The 15987-nt window shown below is 73.3% G+C and carries 15 protein-coding genes; 5 read left to right on the top strand and 10 right to left on the bottom strand.

The window, feature by feature from the left end; genetic code table 11:
• Positions 1–77: 77 nt before the first annotated feature.
• Complete coding sequence (locus ACIBG6_RS31150; RefSeq protein WP_399226036.1) at positions 78–506, bottom strand: YciI family protein; 429 nt, start codon at positions 504–506, stop codon at positions 78–80.
• 143 nt (positions 507–649) lie between these two features.
• On the opposite strand from ACIBG6_RS31150, the gene ACIBG6_RS31155 reads away from it, so the two are divergent.
• Positions 650–1327 carry a DUF998 domain-containing protein gene (locus ACIBG6_RS31155; protein ID WP_399226037.1) on the top strand — a complete coding sequence of 226 codons (678 nt, stop codon included), beginning with the start codon at positions 650–652 and terminating at the stop codon, positions 1325–1327.
• Positions 1328–1421: 94 nt separating this feature from the next.
• On the opposite strand, the gene ACIBG6_RS31160 is transcribed toward ACIBG6_RS31155, so the two are convergent.
• The 5 genes from ACIBG6_RS31160 to ACIBG6_RS31180 are packed head-to-tail and all read right to left on the bottom strand — an operon-like array spanning position 1422 to position 6101.
• Entirely contained in the window at positions 1422–2090 is a 669-nt protein-coding gene (locus ACIBG6_RS31160; protein WP_399226038.1) for a potassium-transporting ATPase subunit C, read from the bottom strand.
• A 6-nt stretch (positions 2091–2096) separates the two neighbouring features.
• Entirely contained in the window at positions 2097–4217 is a 2121-nt protein-coding gene (gene kdpB, locus ACIBG6_RS31165; RefSeq protein ID WP_399226039.1) for a potassium-transporting ATPase subunit KdpB, read from the bottom strand.
• Entirely contained in the window at positions 4214–5878 is a 1665-nt protein-coding gene (kdpA, locus tag ACIBG6_RS31170) for a potassium-transporting ATPase subunit KdpA (RefSeq protein ID WP_399226040.1), read from the bottom strand. Before kdpA ends, kdpB begins: the two co-directional genes overlap by 4 nt.
• An 8-nt stretch (positions 5879–5886) precedes the next feature.
• On the bottom strand, positions 5887–5976 hold the full coding sequence (gene kdpF, locus ACIBG6_RS31175; protein WP_399226041.1) for a K(+)-transporting ATPase subunit F: 90 nt from the start codon (positions 5974–5976) through the stop codon (positions 5887–5889).
• Entirely contained in the window at positions 5973–6101 is a 129-nt protein-coding gene (locus tag ACIBG6_RS31180; RefSeq protein ID WP_399226042.1) for a hypothetical protein, read from the bottom strand. The genes kdpF and ACIBG6_RS31180 overlap by 4 nt, the downstream gene beginning before the upstream one ends.
• Before the next feature lie 234 nt (positions 6102–6335).
• Here ACIBG6_RS31180 and ACIBG6_RS31185 point away from each other — a divergent pair, with 234 nt between their 5' ends.
• Genes ACIBG6_RS31185 through ACIBG6_RS31195 form a run of 3 tightly spaced genes read left to right on the top strand, consistent with a single transcriptional unit; the run spans position 6336 to position 8601 of the window.
• Positions 6336–6971 carry an ATP-binding cassette domain-containing protein gene (locus ACIBG6_RS31185; RefSeq protein ID WP_399226043.1) on the top strand — a complete coding sequence of 212 codons (636 nt, stop codon included), beginning with the start codon at positions 6336–6338 and terminating at the stop codon, positions 6969–6971.
• Positions 6968–7846: a metal ABC transporter permease gene (locus ACIBG6_RS31190; RefSeq protein ID WP_399226044.1), complete on the top strand. Its 879-nt coding sequence runs from the start codon at positions 6968–6970 to the stop codon at positions 7844–7846. The genes ACIBG6_RS31185 and ACIBG6_RS31190 overlap by 4 nt, the downstream gene beginning before the upstream one ends.
• Positions 7795–8601 carry a metal ABC transporter solute-binding protein, Zn/Mn family gene (locus ACIBG6_RS31195; protein ID WP_399226045.1) on the top strand — a complete coding sequence of 269 codons (807 nt, stop codon included), beginning with the start codon at positions 7795–7797 and terminating at the stop codon, positions 8599–8601. Before ACIBG6_RS31190 ends, ACIBG6_RS31195 begins: the two co-directional genes overlap by 52 nt.
• Positions 8602–8649: 48 nt before the next feature.
• Here the strand turns inward: ACIBG6_RS31195 and ACIBG6_RS31200 are convergent, their stop codons facing one another.
• Together ACIBG6_RS31200 and ACIBG6_RS31205 are read right to left on the bottom strand one after the other, a co-directional pair.
• Positions 8650–10311 (bottom strand): class I adenylate-forming enzyme family protein, encoded by a 1662-nt coding sequence (locus ACIBG6_RS31200; RefSeq protein ID WP_399226046.1) that lies wholly within the window; start codon positions 10309–10311, stop codon positions 8650–8652.
• Entirely contained in the window at positions 10308–12128 is a 1821-nt protein-coding gene (locus ACIBG6_RS31205; protein ID WP_399226048.1) for a CoA transferase, read from the bottom strand. The genes ACIBG6_RS31200 and ACIBG6_RS31205 overlap by 4 nt, the downstream gene beginning before the upstream one ends.
• Before the next feature lie 115 nt (positions 12129–12243).
• On the opposite strand from ACIBG6_RS31205, the gene ACIBG6_RS31210 reads away from it, so the two are divergent.
• On the top strand, positions 12244–13425 hold the full coding sequence (locus ACIBG6_RS31210) for an acyl-CoA dehydrogenase family protein (protein ID WP_399226049.1): 1182 nt from the start codon (positions 12244–12246) through the stop codon (positions 13423–13425).
• On the opposite strand, the gene ACIBG6_RS31215 is transcribed toward ACIBG6_RS31210, so the two are convergent.
• Together ACIBG6_RS31215 and ACIBG6_RS31220 are read right to left on the bottom strand one after the other, a co-directional pair.
• Entirely contained in the window at positions 13412–14488 is a 1077-nt protein-coding gene (locus ACIBG6_RS31215; protein WP_399226050.1) for a sugar ABC transporter permease, read from the bottom strand. The two genes, ACIBG6_RS31210 and ACIBG6_RS31215, sit on opposite strands and share 14 nt — an antisense overlap.
• The gene (locus ACIBG6_RS31220; protein ID WP_399226098.1) at positions 14485–15816 is read right to left on the bottom strand and encodes an MFS transporter; all 1332 of its coding nucleotides are present in this window, start codon (positions 15814–15816) and stop codon (positions 14485–14487) included. Before ACIBG6_RS31220 ends, ACIBG6_RS31215 begins: the two co-directional genes overlap by 4 nt.
• Positions 15817–15987: the final 171 nt, after the last annotated feature.

Here is a 15987-nt window from a genome sequence, read left to right on the forward strand (position 1 = left end):
GTCGCAAGCCGCGGGGGTGCTGTGATCGGGTGTCCCGGGTATCTCAGGTATCTCGGCTGCCTCGGGTATCTCGGCTGTCAGGGACCGAAGACCTCCTGGACCACGCTCTCGCCGTCTCCGACGATCCGGCGGAAGCGGCGGGCCAGCTCGATCGCCTCCTCCTTGGAGCGGACCTCGATCAGCGCGAAGCCGGCCACGGCCTCCTTGGCCTCGGCGAAGGGCCCGTCCGTCACGGTGATCTCGTCCCCGGCGGAGGTCACGCGGACGCCGCCCGGCTCCAGGCCTCCGGTCGCCAGGAGCACACCGGCCGCCGTCAGCTCCTCGATGAACCGGCCCATCTCGGCGTACAGCTTCTCGTCGGGGGCGGTGTCGGACGGCTTGGTCGTCATCAGGTAGCGCATGGGGATCTCTGGTCCTCTCGTCGTTCCGGTCATCGCGCCGGTCATCGTGCCGGTCATCGTGCCGGTGATCGTTCCGGTCATCGTGCCGGTGATCGTTCCGGTCATCGTGCCGGTGATCGTTCCGGGTGGTTCTGCCTAAGCGTCGAACAACGGCATGTGACAGGGAATGAGGCCGTTCCCTGTCACATCGCCGAATCGACGTGTCATCGAGAAGCAGATCGCCCCGGACACCGGAAGAGAGCCCCGACATGGCCACCACGCAGACCGCCCCCCGCACCACCGCCGCGACCGTCGCCCCCTCCCCCTCCACCACCCGCTCCCTGCTCACCGTCGCGGTCGTGGCGCAGCCCCTGTGGGCTCTCGTGGCCCTCACCCAGGCCGCCACCCGCGACGGCTACGACATCACCCGCCACCCGCTGAGCGCCCTCAGCAACGGGTCGCTCGGCTGGATCCAGATCACCAACTTCGTCCTCGCCGGTGTCCTCACCGTCATCGGCGCCGGCGGACTGCGCCGGGTCCTGCGGGGTACGCCCGGCGGGACGTGGGCGCCGCGGCTCGTACGGCTCAGCGGTGTCGGCATGATCGCGGCGGGAGCGTTCGTGATGGACCCGGCCGACGGTTTCCCCGTCGGGGCGCCGGACGGGATGCCCGCCGCGCTGTCCTGGCAGAGCTACGCCCACTTCGCCGCCGGTTCGGTCACGTTCATCTCGCTGATCGCCGCCTGCTACGTCCTGGGCCGGCACTTCGGCCGCGCCGGGATGCGGAAGCACGCCATCGGCTCGCGGATCGCGGGGACGGCGCTGCTGCTCGGCAACGGCTGGGCGATGAGCGGCGGCACGGCCGGCACGCTCACCCTGGCGATCGGGGTGATCACGGCGATGGTGTGGATCGCCTCGGTCGCCGCCCGGTACCGCCGCGCCGCCTGAGCCTTCTCATGGCCTCGACGAAGCCCCTGGCCACGGCGAGACCCAGCCCCACGCGACGCCCCGCGTGGGGCGTCGCCGTATCGCGACAGGGCCATCAGCCCTTGGTCAGTTCCTTGAGCGCGATGTTGAGCTTCAGGACGTTGACGCGGGGCTCACCGATGAAGCCGAGGACGCGGGCGTCGGTGTGGTCGGCGACGAGCCTGTCGACCTGGGCGACGGTCAGCTCGTTCGTCTCGGCGATCCGGTGGACCTGGAGCTTCGCGTACTCCGGGGAGATGTGCGGGTCCAGGCCGGAGCCGGAGGAGGTGACCGCGTCGGCGGGAACGTCCGACGGCTTCACCGTGTAGCCGCTCACCGAGTTGTCCTTGACCACGGCCGCCTTGGCGTCCTTGACCCACTGGATCAGGTCCTCGTTGTCGCCGGAGCGGTTCGTAGCGCCGGAGAGGATGATCGAGTACTGGCCGTTGACGCTGTTCGTGCCGAGGCCGTTGGAGGGGCGGGGCTGGAACCACTTCAGGTCCGGGGCCGCCGTCTCCTCGCCGTCCTCCAGCGGCAGGTTGTAGGTCTGGCCGATGAGCTCGGAGCCGACGACCTTGCCGCTCGCGTCGGTGATCTCGGAGCCGTTCGCCTTGCCGGGGAAGACCAGTTGGGCGACGCCGGTGACGGCGAGCGGGTAGAGGACGCCGCACACGACGGTGAGGACGAGGAGGGCACGGAGGCCCGCCCAGAGGACCCGCCCGGTGTTTCCTACGGAGTTGTTCATGGTGGGTCAGCCGATTCCGGGGATGAGGGAGAGAAGCAGGTCGATGATCTTGATGCCGATGAACGGGGCGATCAGGCCGCCGAGTCCGTAGATCCCGAGGTTCCGCCGGAGCATCGAGTCGGCGCTGCTCGGCCGGTAGCGGACGCCCTTGAGGGCGAGCGGCACCAGGGCGATGATGATCAGCGCGTTGAAGATGACGGCCGACAGGATCGCGGACTCGGGCGAGGCCAGGCCCATGATGTTGAGCTTGTCCAGGCTCGGGTAGGCGACGGCGAACATCGCGGGGATGATCGCGAAGTACTTCGCCACGTCGTTGGCGATCGAGAAGGTCGTCAACGCACCCCGGGTGATCAGGAGTTGCTTGCCGATCTCGACGATTTCGATGAGCTTCGTCGGGTTCGAGTCGAGGTCGACCATGTTGCCGGCCTCCTTCGCGGCCGACGTACCCGTGTTCATCGCCACGCCGACGTCCGCTTGGGCCAGCGCGGGGGCGTCGTTGGTGCCGTCACCGGTCATCGCGACGAGTTTGCCGCCCGCCTGCTCCCGCTTGATGAGGGCCATCTTGTCCTCGGGGGTGGCCTCGGCGAGGAAGTCGTCGACCCCCGCCTCCTCGGCGATGGCCTTCGCGGTCAGCGGGTTGTCGCCCGTGATCATGACCGTCTTGATGCCCATGCGGCGCAGCTCGTCGAACCGCTCCCGCATGCCCTCCTTGACGACGTCCTTGAGGTGGACGACGCCCAGGACGCGGGCGCGCTTGTCGTCCTTCACGGCGACGAGCAGCGGCGTACCGCCGGCCTGCGCGATCCGGTCGGTCAGGGTCTCGGCGTCGTCGGCGACCGTGCCGCCCTGTTCGCGCACCCAGGCGACGACCGAGCCGGTCGCGCCCTTGCGGGTCTGCCTGCCGTCGACATCGACACCCGACATCCGGGTCTGGGCGGTGAACTCGATCCACGTGGCGTGGGAGAGCTCGCCCTGGTGGCGCTCGCGCAGGCCGTACTTCTGCTTGGCGAGGACCACGATCGAGCGGCCTTCGGGGGTCTCGTCGGCGAGGGAGGAGAGCTGGGCGGCGTCGGCCAGTTCGGCCTCGGTCGTGCCCTTGACGGGGACGAACTCGGCGGCCTGGCGGTTGCCGAGCGTGATGGTGCCGGTCTTGTCGAGCAGCAGGGTCGACACGTCGCCGGCGGCCTCGACCGCGCGGCCCGACATGGCCAGGACGTTGCGCTGCACGAGCCGGTCCATGCCCGCGATGCCGATCGCGGAAAGCAGCGCGCCGATCGTCGTCGGGATCAGGCAGACGAGCAGGGCCGTCAGGACGATCAGGGAGGTCTGCTTGTCGGCGCCCGCGTAGATCGCGAAGGGCTTCAGCGTGACGACGGCGAGCAGGAAGACGATCGTGAGGGACGCCAGCAGGATGTCGAGGGCGATCTCGTTGGGGGTCTTCTGGCGCGCGGCGCCCTCGACCAGGCTGATCATCCGGTCGATGAACGTCTCGCCGGGCTTCGTCGTGATCTTGACGACGATGCGGTCGGAGAGGACCTTGGTGCCGCCGGTGACCGCACAGCGGTCGCCGCCGGACTCGCGGATGACCGGGGCCGACTCGCCGGTGATGGCGGACTCGTCGACGGAGGCCACGCCCTCGACGACGTCACCGTCGCCGGGGATGACGTCGCCGGCCTCGCAGACGACGAGGTCGCCGATGCGGAGCTCGGTGCCGGGGACCCTCTCCTCGCTCTTGCCGATGATCCGGCGGGCGACGGTGTCGGTCTTGGCCTTGCGCAGGGTGTCGGCCTGGGCCTTGCCGCGGCCCTCGGCGACCGCCTCCGCCAGGTTGGCGAAGATGGTGGTCAGCCACAGCCAGACGGTGATCGCCCAGCCGAACCAGTCGCCCGGGTTCCTGATCGCGAGGACGGTGGTGACCACCGACCCGATCAGGACCACGAACATGACGGGCGACTTGATCATCACGCGTGGGTCGAGCTTCCTGACCGCGTCGGGGAAGGACGTGACCAGCTGCTTGGGGTCGAACAGTCCCCCGCCGACGCGTCCGGGGGCCTGATGCCCCGTAGACGCGTCCGGTACATCCGGTGCATCCGAGTGCGGTGCCCGGGTGGGAGTGACGGTGCTCATGCTGCGAGCCCTTCGGCGAGCGGTCCCAGCGCGAGGGCCGGGAAGTAGGTGAGACCGGTGATGATCATGATCGTGCCGACCAGGAGGCCCGTGAACAGCGGCTTCTCCGTGCGGAGCGTGCCCGCGGTCTCGGGCACCGGCGTCTGCTCGGCGAGCGAGCCGGCCAGAGCGAGCACGAACACCATCGGCAGGAACCGGCCGAGCAGCATCGCGATGCCCATGGTCGAGTTGAACCACTGCGTGTCGGCGTTGAGGCCCGCGAACGCGGAGCCGTTGTTGTTGGCGCCGGACGTGTAGGCGTAGAGGATCTCGGAGAAGCCGTGCGCGCCGGAGTTCGTCATCGAGTTCGACGGGGTGTCCAGGGCCATCGCGACGGCGGTGAAGCCGAGCACGAGCGCCGGGGTGACGAGGATGTAGCAGGCCGCGAACGTGATCTCGCGGGTGCCGATCTTCTTGCCCAGGTACTCGGGGGTGCGGCCGACCATCAGACCGGCGAGGAACACGGCGATGACCGCCATGATCAGCATGCCGTAGAGGCCGGAGCCGACGCCGCCGGGCGCGATCTCGCCGAGCTGCATGCCCAGCATCGTGATGCCGCCGCCGAACCCCGTGTACGAGGAGTGGAAGGAGTTGACGGCGCCGGTCGAGGTGAGCGTGGTCGCCACCGCGAAGATCGACGAGCCGCCGATCCCGAACCGGGTCTCCTTGCCCTCCATCGCACCGCCGGCGAGGTCGAACGCGGGACCGTTGTGGGCGAACTCGGTCCACATCATCAGGCCCGTGAAGACGAGCCAGATGGTGGCCATCGTGCCGAGGATCGCGTACCCCTGCTTCAGCGAGCCGACCATGCGGCCGAAGGTGCGGGTCAGGGCGAACGGGATGACCAGGATCAGGTAGATCTCGAAGAGGTTCGAGAGCGGGTTGGGGTTCTCGAAGGGGTGGGCCGAGTTGGCGTTGAAGTAGCCGCCGCCGTTCGTGCCCAGCTCCTTGATGACCTCCTGCGAGGCCACGGCGCCGCCGTTCCACTGCTGCGTGCCGCCCACGAACTGGCCGACGTCGTGGATGCCCGCGAAGTTCTGGATCGCGCCGCAGGCGACGAGGACCAGGGCGCCGATCACGGAGATCGGCAGCAGGATCCGTACGACACCGCGGACCAGGTCGGACCAGAAGTTGCCCAGCTCACCGGTACGGGACCTGGCGAAGCCGCGCACCAGGGCGACCGCGACCGCGATGCCCACCGCCGCCGAGACGAAGTTCTGCACCGCGAGGCCGCCGGTCTGCACGACGTGGCCCATGGCCTGCTCGCCGTAGTACGACTGCCAGTTGGTGTTCGCCACGAACGAGGTGGCGGTGTTGAACGCCTGGTCCGGGTCGATCGAGACGAAGCCCAGCGAGCCGGGCAGCGAGCCCTGGAGCCGCTGGAGCAGGTAGAGGAAGAGGACGCTGGCGGCGGAGAAGGCGAGGACACCGCGCAGGTAGGCGGGCCACCTCATCTCGACGGTCGGGTTCGCGCCGATGCCCTTGTAGATCCACTTCTCGACCCGCAGGTGCTTGTCCGAGGAGTACACCCTGGCCATGTAGTCGCCCAGTGGGCGGTACGAGAGGCCGAGCGCGACGATCAGCGCGAGGAGCTGGAGAACGCCAGCAAGAACGGGACTCATGCTCGGACTCAGAACCTCTCCGGCTTGACGAGGGCGAGGACGAGATAGCCGATGAGGCCGGCGGCCACCAGCAGACCGATGATGTTTTCGGCGGTCACAGCTTGGCCACCCCCTTGGCGATGAAGGCCACCAGCGCGAAGATCGCGATCGTGGTGACGACGAAGGCCAGGTCGGCCATCGTGAGCTCCTGAGTGAAGAACGGATTCTCGGACGAGATGAGCAAACCGCCTTTCAGCCAGGCGGCGGCTTCCGTTAACGCTCCCCATATGTCCCGCGGCGCGCTCTTGACGCGTCCCCTACGCCGACGACCTCGGATGCTGCGGGCTGCCGCGCCCGCCCGCCCGCGCGTCCACGTCGGCTGACGTCTTTCCCGCCGGCGGCGGGAACCCGGCGCCCCTCTCGTCCGACTTCCTGACCACATCGGTGCAGATCGTGCAGGATCGTCGAAGGGCAGAGGATGGGCGGACTCGACCTACGGATGCGTGGCGTCGCCTGCCGGCACGGCCGCGCCGAAGCGGTCACGGGCGTCGACCTGGAGATCGCCGCCGGTGAACGCGTCGCGCTGACCGGGACGAACGGCTCCGGGAAGACGACGCTGCTCCGCGCCGTCCTCGGGCTGCACCGGCGGACGACCGGCACGATCGAGGTCGGCGGCCGCGAGGCCCGGTCGGCCGCCGACTGGGCGTGGCGGCGCCGGTCCTGTGCGTGGATCCCGCAGAAACCGGCCGCCGGACGGTTCCCGCTGCGCGGGGACGAACTCCTCGCGAGCAGCGGCGCGGCGGACGAGGCGGCCGGAGCCGCGGAGCTGCTGGGCGTCGGCGCGCTGACCGGGAGGCCCGTGGACACCCTGTCCGGCGGGCAGTTGCAACGCATGTACCTGGCCCGGGCGATCGGCTGTGTGGCGGCCGGAGCGCAGGTGCTCCTGGCCGACGAGCCGACCGCCGCCCTCGACTTCGACGGCCAGGAGGAGGCGGCCGGCGTACTGACCGCGCTCCCGGTGACGCTCGTCGTCGTGACCCACGACCGGGCGCTCGCCGCGCGGTGCGACCGGGTCCTGGAGATGGCCGCCGGCCGGCTGCGGGAGGTGCGGTGAACGCGACCGCGACCGCCGACCTCGGCGCCGTACTCCAGCTCGTACCGGTGCAGCGGGCCGCGCTCGCCCTGCTCCTCGCGGCCGTCGCCCTGCCGGTCATCGGCGTCGTCATCGTGGGGCTCGACATCATGCCGGTGCGGTTCGCGATGATGCACGTGGCGCTCCTCGGCATCGCGGTGGGGCTGCTGACCGGGCTCGATCCGATGCTGTGCGCGCTCGTCGCCTGCGCCCTGTCGGGAGCGGGCATCGCTCCGCTGGCGCGGACGCCGGACGGTCTCTCGGGGGCGATGGGCCTGCTGATGAGCCTGGCCATCGCCGCCGCGCTGCTCGTCCTCGCCGTCTCCGGGGTCAACGCCTCCGGGGCGTTCGCCCTGCTGTGGGGGTCGATCCTCTCGGTCGGCACCCCCGACCTCGTGGTCCTCGGTGTCCTCGCCGTGGTCGTGCCGTCCCTGTTCTGGTGGCGGCGCCGCGAGGTGGCGCTGCTGCTGTACGACCGGGAGCTCGCCCACTGCTCGGGCGTCCCCGTCCGCTTCCTCACCACGGCGCTGCTCGTCCTCGTCGCGGTGTCGGTCGCCGGGGCCATCAAGCTGACCGGCGCCCTCCTCGTCGACGCCCTGACCCTGCTGCCCGCGCTGGCCGCGCGCCGCCTGGGCCGCTCGCTGTGGTCGATCACCGTGTGGGCGGTCGGCATCGGCGTCGCGGTCAATCTGACGGGCTTCCTGCTGGCCCTGTGGCTGGACTGGCCTCCGGGCCCGGTCCTCGTCCTGACGGCGGGGGCGGTCGTCCTCGCCGCGCACCTCTTTCCCGAACGGAGAAACCGCTCATGGCGCGCACCCGCGTCCGTACCGCCCGTCTCGTTTCCGTCCTCGCACTGAGCACGGCACTGCCCCTCGCCACCGGATGCGGGACCGAATCCACCCCCGCCCCGGATCGGAAGGCCGCCGGTAGCAAGCCCGTCGTGGTCGTGACGACCACCTGGGAGGGGGCCTTCGCCAAGGCCGCGGGGGCGGAGGATGTCACGGTGATCGTGCCGCGGTCGGTGCACCACGCTCCGGACTACGACCCGAAGCCCTCGGATCTGGCGGCCGTCGCGCAGGCCGACTTCGTGCTGTACGCGCCCTTCGAGCCGTACGCGGCGAAGATCAAGGAGGCGGCGGGCTCGAAGGCGAAGCTCGTCGAGGTGAACCTCGACAACGACCCGGCCAAGGCCGGGGCCGAAGTCGCCCGCCTGGGGGGCCTGTTCGGTACGAAGGATGCGGCCTCGCGGTGGAAGACCCGCCTCGAGGACGAGGTGGAGAAGCTGAACGGCGAGCTCAAGGCCGCCTGGCCGGGCGGGAAGAGCCCCTCGGTCGTCAGTCAGGTCTTCACCGCGTGGGCGGCGGCCCTCGCCGGGGCGACGACGGTGGGGACGTACGGCCCCGAGCCGGTCACCCCCGCCCAACTGGCCTCCCTCTCCGCGAAGAAGCCCGCTCTCGTCCTCGACAACGCGCACATGTCGACGGGCGCGGTGCTGCCGGACTCGGGCGCGAAGCAGGTCGGGATCGTGAACTACCCGGGCGAGGACCTGGACTTGCTGACGGTGTACCGGGATGCGGCGGCCGAGCTGAAGAAGGCGATGGGCGGGGTCTGACCGGTACGGAGGAGAGCCGACCCGCGCGACTCTCCTCCGTCCGTGTCGTCACGCCCTGATCAAGGTGGTGGCCCGCTCCTCCGCGATCCGGTCCCGCAGGGCCGCGCGGTCCGGCTTCCCCGCGGCGGTGAGCGGCAGTTCGGGCAGGACGAGCAGGTGCTCGGGATGCTTGTGCCGGTCGAGCCCTCGCCCGGTCAGGTACGTGCCCAGCTCGGCCAGGCTCGGCACCCGCCCGCCCTTGGTCACCAGGCAGGCGGCGAGCCGCTCCCCCATCAGCGCGTCGGGGACGCCCAGGCACACCACGTCCCTCACCCCCGGGTGGGCGACGAGTGCGCGCTCGACCTCGGCCGGGCTGATGTTGGCGCCGCCGCGTATCACCACGTCCTTGAGGCGGCCGACGACGTGGAGGACGCCGTCCTCGTCGAGGAGGCCCAGGTCGCCGGTGCGGACCCAGCCCTCGGGGGTGCGGTAGCGGGCGTCGAGGTCCGGGGAGGCCACGTAGCAGAGCGGGGTCATGGGCCCGCGGGAGACGATCTCGCCGATCCGCCCGTCGGGCAGCGGCGCGTGGGTGTCGGGGTCGGCGATCCGGATCTCCGCCACCCTGGGGTCGGGCCGGCCCGCGACGACGCCGGAGCGGGCGGTGGGCGGCACCGAACGACCCAGTCCGGTGTGGCAGTTGACGCCGTCGGCCGATCCGTACAGGTTGACGACGGGGCAGCCGAACGCCGCGGCCGCCGCCGCGGCGGTGACCTCGTCGAGCGGGGCGCCGCCCACGACGAGGGCGGTGGGCGCGGGCAGCGGGCCGCCTGTGTGCTCCAGGGCCTCCAGCATCATCCGGACCATGGTGGGGACGCCGAGGACGTGGGTGGGGGCGTGCTCGCGTACGGCGGCGAGCGCGGCTTCGGGGGTGAAATGGTCGAGCAGGACGAGGGTGCCGCCGTGCCGGGCGAGGGTGACGGCCGTGCCGTTGGAGCCGAAGGCCGAGGCGAGGGGGACGAGGAAGAGCGCGCGGGGCGGGGCGCCGTCGGGCATGAGGGAGGCGAGGAAGTTGCCGCGGCCACCGGCCAGGGCGTTGTGGGAGTACGCGACCATCTTCGGTTCCGCCTCCGAGCCGGAGGAGACGAGGATGCGGGCCGCGCTGTCGGGGTCGGGGCGGGCCGGGACGAAGCCGGTCGCGTCCGTACGCAGGAGGGCCGCGAGCGGAATCGTTCCCTCGGGTGCGGGGCCGGGCCCCGCGGCGATCACGCGCCGCACGGTCGGCAGGGCGCCCGGGGCGAGGGCGACGAGATCGGCCGCGGGCGTCCGGCCCCGGTGGGCCGTGGCCGCGACGACGGCCACGGCCTCGGCCCGGCGCAGCAGGCAGGCGGCCTCCGCGGCGCCGCGGCCGACGGGGAAGGGCAGGGCCACCGCTCCGAGCGCGGCGAGGGCCAGGTCGACGACGACGGCGTCGCGGCGGTCGGGGAGCTGGACGGCGACGACGTCCCCGAGGCCGATGCCGAGCCCGCGCAGCCCCTCGGCCAGACATCGGGCCTTGCGGTCGAGCGCGGTGTAACAGAGCGGGCCCTTGGCGTCGACGAGCGCCGTGCGGTGCGGGTCGGCGATCCGCCGGGCCCGGTAGAGGCTGTAGACGTCGAGGTCGGGGCAGGTGCCGTCCGCCGCCCAGGAGCGGCGGAGCGCGGCGGGGAGCAGGTCGTTCAGGGCGACGGTCACGCGAGGCTCCAGGGGTCGGGAACGGCTGGTGCACCGTGCGCGTCCCGGCTGATCGAGCCGGAGAGGCGCGGGTCGTGGGCGAGGCCGGTCAGGTCGGTGGTGACATCCGTGGCCGTCAGCCCGTGGGAACGCAGCTGGTCGAGGGCGTCCTCCGTACACATCCCGCGCAGGTCGTACGCGGCGGCGGCCGCCGCGCAGGCGTCGCTCGGGGCGATCCAGCCGTCGGCGGTCGGGAGCGGGTGCCGGAAGCCGGCGGGGCGCCGGGGGTCGGATCCGGAGGCGGCCGCGCCCAGGGCGGGGGCGAGGAGGGTGTCGGCGGCGCCGAGCAGGGACGACTCCACCCGTACGCCGTGGCTGGTGCGCTCGCGCAGGAGGAGGCCGGCGAGCACCGCCTCGGTGCCGTGCAGACCGCCCAGGACGTCGAGCAGCGTCATGAGGGACGGCGCGGGAGTCTCGCCGGCCGGGTGGATCGCCTCCCCCACGGCCGTACGGGCCTGCACCATGAAGTCGGTGCCCATGGGCGCGTCGGCGAGCCGGCCGGCCCAGCCGCCGGTGTACGCGTACACGAGGGACGGGTTGGCGTCGGCCAGGTGCTCGGCGTCGAGCCGGAGTTCGGCGGCCTTGCCGGGCGCCCAGTTGTGCAGGAACACGTCGGCATCGGCGGCGAGTTCGCGCAGGCGGCGCCGGTCGCCGGACGCCTTGATGTCGATCTCGACGGCCTCCTTGCCCCGGTTGAGCGCGAGCCAGCGGGCGGAGATCCCGTCGCAGGCGGGCGGCATCCCGCGCAGCGGGTCGCCGCCCGGAGGTTCGACGCGGATCACCCGGGCGCCGAGGAGTCCCAACAGATGGGCGGCGAGCGGTGCTTGGATGCGGCGGCCCGCTTCGAGGACGGTCAGGCCGGCCAACGGGCGGCCCGGCGCGGGAGACGCGGCGACGGGGGCCTTGGTGACGGGGGCCTTCCCCGGCCGCATCGGGGTCATGGTCCACGGGTCGACGCCGGAGTCCTCACCGGCCTCCTGCGCTCGCTCGGCGAGCGTGCGTACGCGGCACACCTCGGCCCCGGACTGCGCGGCGGCCCACCGGATCCGCTCCCACGCGTGGCGCCGGGTCACGTCGTGCAGCTCGGCGGGGAAGGGCGCGCACGCGGTCGCGTACCGGAACTGGAAGGGGCGCCAGCCCGCCCGTATCGCGTCGCCGGGCCCGTCCAGGGCGCGCCAGAACGCCGCCCACGCCCCCGGGTCGAGCGTCTCCAGCTCGAAGAGGACGCCGTCGGCGGAGGTGAACGGCGGTCCGCCCGGGGACAGTTCGACGGACTCCGACTCGTCGGCCCCGGCGGCGGCCAGGTACTGGGACACTGCGAGCAGGCCCGTGCGGTCGGCCGTCGTGCTCACGCGCGACACAGGGATGCGGCGGCTCTCCGAACCGCCCCGCGCCTGGCCGATGAGGGCGGCGAGCAGGCCCTGGACCGTGAGCACGCCGGTGGCGGTCGCGAGGTAGTCGACGCCGAGGCCGCGCGGAGCCCCGTGACGGCGGCCGTGCACGGCCATCACGCCGGTGGCGGCCTGGGCGGTGGCCTCGTCCTCGATGCCGGAGCCGAGCCCGCCCCAGGCGGTGCGTGCCGTGACGGGCGCGAAACCGCCGCCGCCGACGGCGATCTCCCCGGCGTCCCCGTCGCTCGCCCGCGCGCCGAGCCGCCGCAGGTGGTCGGCCACGACCCGGGTCAGGGCCGGCGGCCCCTCGATGCCGAAGCGCAGCGCGTCGAGCGGGCGACGTACCGACGTATACGTGGTGGAGGTCCTGGTCGATGGGGGCGCCATGCCTCTCCTCTCTTCCGTCACGGTTGCGGGAACCGGCGGGCCGATGCGCCCGACCACTTCCACGGACAGACAGTCGGACGCGTGTTCTGTCGAGTTCCCGAGATGGAGGAAAACGGTGACGGATCATGACGTAGCGGATGTCGGGCCGCTGCGGGAGCGGGTGACCGCCTTCGTCCGCGACCGGGTGTTCCCGTGCGAGTCCCGGCTCGACACCGGCGGGCCGGTCGCCGGAGACCTGCGGCGGCGCCTGCGGGAGGAGGCGCGCCAGGCCGGCCTGTGGGCACTGCCCCTGCCGTACGAACTGGGCGGCGGTGGCATCCCGTTGCTCGAATACGCCTCCCTCGCCGAGGCCGAAGGAGCGAGCGACCACGGCCCCGCCGCCCTGGGATCCGCGCCGCTGCTCGACGTGACGATGCTGTCCCGGCACGCTTCCGACCGGGTGCGCGCGGACTGCCTCCCCGGCCTGGTCTCCGGCGAGCTCCGTACCTGTTACGCGATGACCGAGCCGGACACACCCGGCACCGAGCCGGCGCTCACCGCGACGCGGGCGGAGCCGCGGCCGGGTGGCGGCTGGCGCGTCACGGGGCGCAAGTGGTTCGTGTCGCAGGCCGGCGACGCCGACCTCGTCACCGTCCTCGCCCGCACGAGCGGAACGGCCGGGGACCGCGACGGCCTGTCCCTGTTCCTCGTGCCCACCGCCTCCCCCGGCTTCCGGGTCGTACGCGAACTGCCCGTGCTCGGATCGGCCGGACAGTACGAGATCGCGTTCGACCACGTCGACGTCGACGAGGACCAGCTCGTCGGCGAGGCCGGCCGAGCACTGTCCGTCGCGGGCGAGCGCCTCCAACTGGGGCGCACGCTGCGGGCGTTGCGCTGGGTCGGTCAGGCCCAGCGGGCCTTCGACCTGCTGTGCGGGCGGGCCGTCGCGCGGCAGGGCGCCCGGGGGCGGCTCGCGGACCGGCAGCTCGTCCAGCAGCACGTCTTCGAGTCGCTGCTCGCCCTGCGGACCACGCGGCCGCTCGTGTACGAGGCGCTGGCCCTGGTCGCGGAAGGACGTGACGCGCACGTGGAGGTGGGGCTCGCGAAGACGGCGGCGGCCCGCACGCTCCAGGACGTCGCCGACCGCGCCGTCCAGGTCTTCGGCGCCGCTGGACTGGGCCCGGACACCCCGCTCCCCGCGCTGTTCCGCACGGGGCGGACGGCCCGGATCCTCGACGGTCCCGACGAGCTGCACGTCTCCTCCGTCGCCCGGCGGATCCTGCGCAGCCGGGAGGGCGCTGCGGTCACACCCGCGTGAGGTCGGCGCGGCCGAGGAGTGCGGCCAGGCCGAGGGCAAGGAAGAAGTCGCCCCATACGAGTTCGTGCCGGACGGCCGTACCGCCGGGCGCGTCGTAACAGCCGTCGACGAGCATGCCGGGCGGGCGGGGACCGTCCGGCCCGGTGAGATGGGCGTGCGCCAGCCGGTGCAGGACCACCCGCGCGCGGGCCGCGCACGCGGCCGCCCACGGAGCCCCGGGGACGCGGGCGAGTTTCAGCAGGGCGACGGCCGTGATGGCGGCGGCGGAGGTGTCCAGGGGGCCGTCGAGGCGGTAGGCGTCGGCGGGCGGGACGAGCGGCCCGGCGAGGAACTCGCAGCGGGCGAGGAGCAGTTCGGTAGCCGCAGGCAGCCCGCCCGTAGCCGGGGCAAGCGAGAAGGCATCCGCGACGGACAGGAGGAGCCATGCCTCGCCCCGGGTCCAGCCGGGCGCCGGATCGGGCTCGGCTGCCCAGCCCGTGCCCTCGTCCCAGCGCCAGGCCGGCGTGGGCCTCCCGGCGCCCTCGCGGGGCAGGCACAGGTCGAAGTGACGGTGCAGGTGCGCGGCGGCCGCCGCCCGGCCCTCGGGCCCGGCGCACGCCAGCAGAGGGACGAGGCCGGGAGCGCCGTCCGCACGGGCCCGCAGCCGGGGGCCTCCGAGCGCCGCACCCCACGGGATCAGGCCGAGCACAGGGTCCCGGGCTTCGAGGGCGGCCCGCGCGGCACGGTCGCGCAGGGCGCCGGCCGCCGCGTCCCCGTCGGCCAGGGCCGTGCCGTACCAGAGGATGAGCCCCCGGGTCGCGGTGTCGGCCTCGGCCCAGGGAGCGAGCGCGGCGGTCGCGGCGGCCGCCGCGGTGCGGTGCGCGGGGAGGCCGGTGTGCCGGGCGCGCAGCCAGAGGAGTCCGGCCCAGAAACCCCCGGTCCACGACCCTCGCCCGGTGGTGGTCCAGCGCCCATCGGCCGGGTCCGCGTACAGGGGGAAGCGGTCGCCCACCTGCTCGGCGGTCACGGTGACCCGCTGGAGGAGGAGGCGGAGAGCGTCCCCGGCCCAGTCACCACCGGTCATGCGGAGGCACCCGTTCTCGTACGGCGGTCCCGCAGCGCCCAGGCGAGGGCGACGGCCGCCGCGACGGCGAACTCCGCCGCGACCAGGAACCACCCCTGGCCGTACCGGCCCCGCTCCGCGAGCAGTCCGAACAGCGGGGGCCCGACGGCGAATCCGGCGAAGAAGCCGGCGGCGACCAGCGCCGAGTCCTGCCCGGCGCGGCCGGGCGCGGAGCGCTGCATCACCAGGACCATCGAGACCGCGTTGCCGGAGACGGCGAAGACGCCCACCGCCACGGCCGCCACCCATACGAGGAGTTCGACGCGGACGGCCAGGGCGAGGAGCACGGCGGCGCCGACGGCCCCGCCCGCGAGCAGGCCCGGGAACCACGGGGCCCTGCCCGGGGTGGCGGCCCGGGACCAGCCGACGCGGCCGGCGATCCCTGCGACGCCGAGGACGGCGACGAGCGCGCCCGCCACGGTCGGGCCGAGGCCGAGGTGCCGGGCGCCGAACAGTGCGAGGTAGGTGTTGACGGAGGCGATGCCCGCGCCGAGGAAGAGCGAGAAGGCGGCGAGCCAGGGCACGTGCCGGCCGGCGTGCGCGGGCGGCACGGACGGCGCGGGCGGCACGGACGGCACGGACGGCACGGACGGCACGGACGGCACGGACGGCACGGACTGCGGCGACGGCGCGGACGGCGGCGACGGCGCGGACGGCGGCGACGGCGCGGACGGCGGCGACGGCGCGGACGGCGGCGACGGCGCGGACGGCGGCGACGGCGCGGACGGCGTACGAGCATCCGGCCTCGCCGTGTGCGCCGGCATCGGCCCCCGCGTCGCGTCGGCCGGGAGCGTGCGCCACGCCCACACCGCCGCGAGGAGCGCCGCCCCGGCGGCCACCGCCACCGCGCCCCGCCAACCGACGAGGCCGGCCGCGGCCGCGAGCGGCAGCCCGGCCGCGAAGGCGCCCAGCTGCACGCCGGACTGCTTGGCGCCGGTCACCGCGCCCCGTTTCGGGGCCGGGACGGCGGCCAGGATGGCCTTGTTGGTCGCCGGGTTGGCGAGCGCCTGGGGCAGACCGCCGAGCGCGACGGCCGCGAGGAGCAGGCCGGGCCCGGGGGCCGCGCCGATCAGCCCGAGCGCCACGGCCGACACGGCGAGCAGCGTCACGAGCGCGCGCCGGGGTCCGACCCGGTCCACGATCCGGCCGCCGACGGGCGAGAGGACGGCGGCCGTGCCGAACCCGACCGTGGTGGTCAGGCCCAGGACGGTCGCCGAGACGCCGAGGTCGTCGACGAGGCGCGGGCCGAGCGCACCGATGAGGAAGAGCTGCATCATCGAGAAGGCCATGGCGGTCGTCAGCAGCGCGGTCCTCACCGACTGTCCCCTTCTCTCGCGACGTGCGGGCACCCGAGGAGTCGTCGCGGCAGTGCCGGAAGTTCCCGAGGCGCTCTTGTGGGGCGCGCCACAGTCCCGTAGTCATGAGCCGACAGCAGACAGCCGTACCGGCCCGCGAGCCGT

This window comes from Streptomyces sp. NPDC050842, assembly GCF_044456565.1.
Taxonomy (GTDB): domain Bacteria; phylum Actinomycetota; class Actinomycetes; order Streptomycetales; family Streptomycetaceae; genus Streptomyces.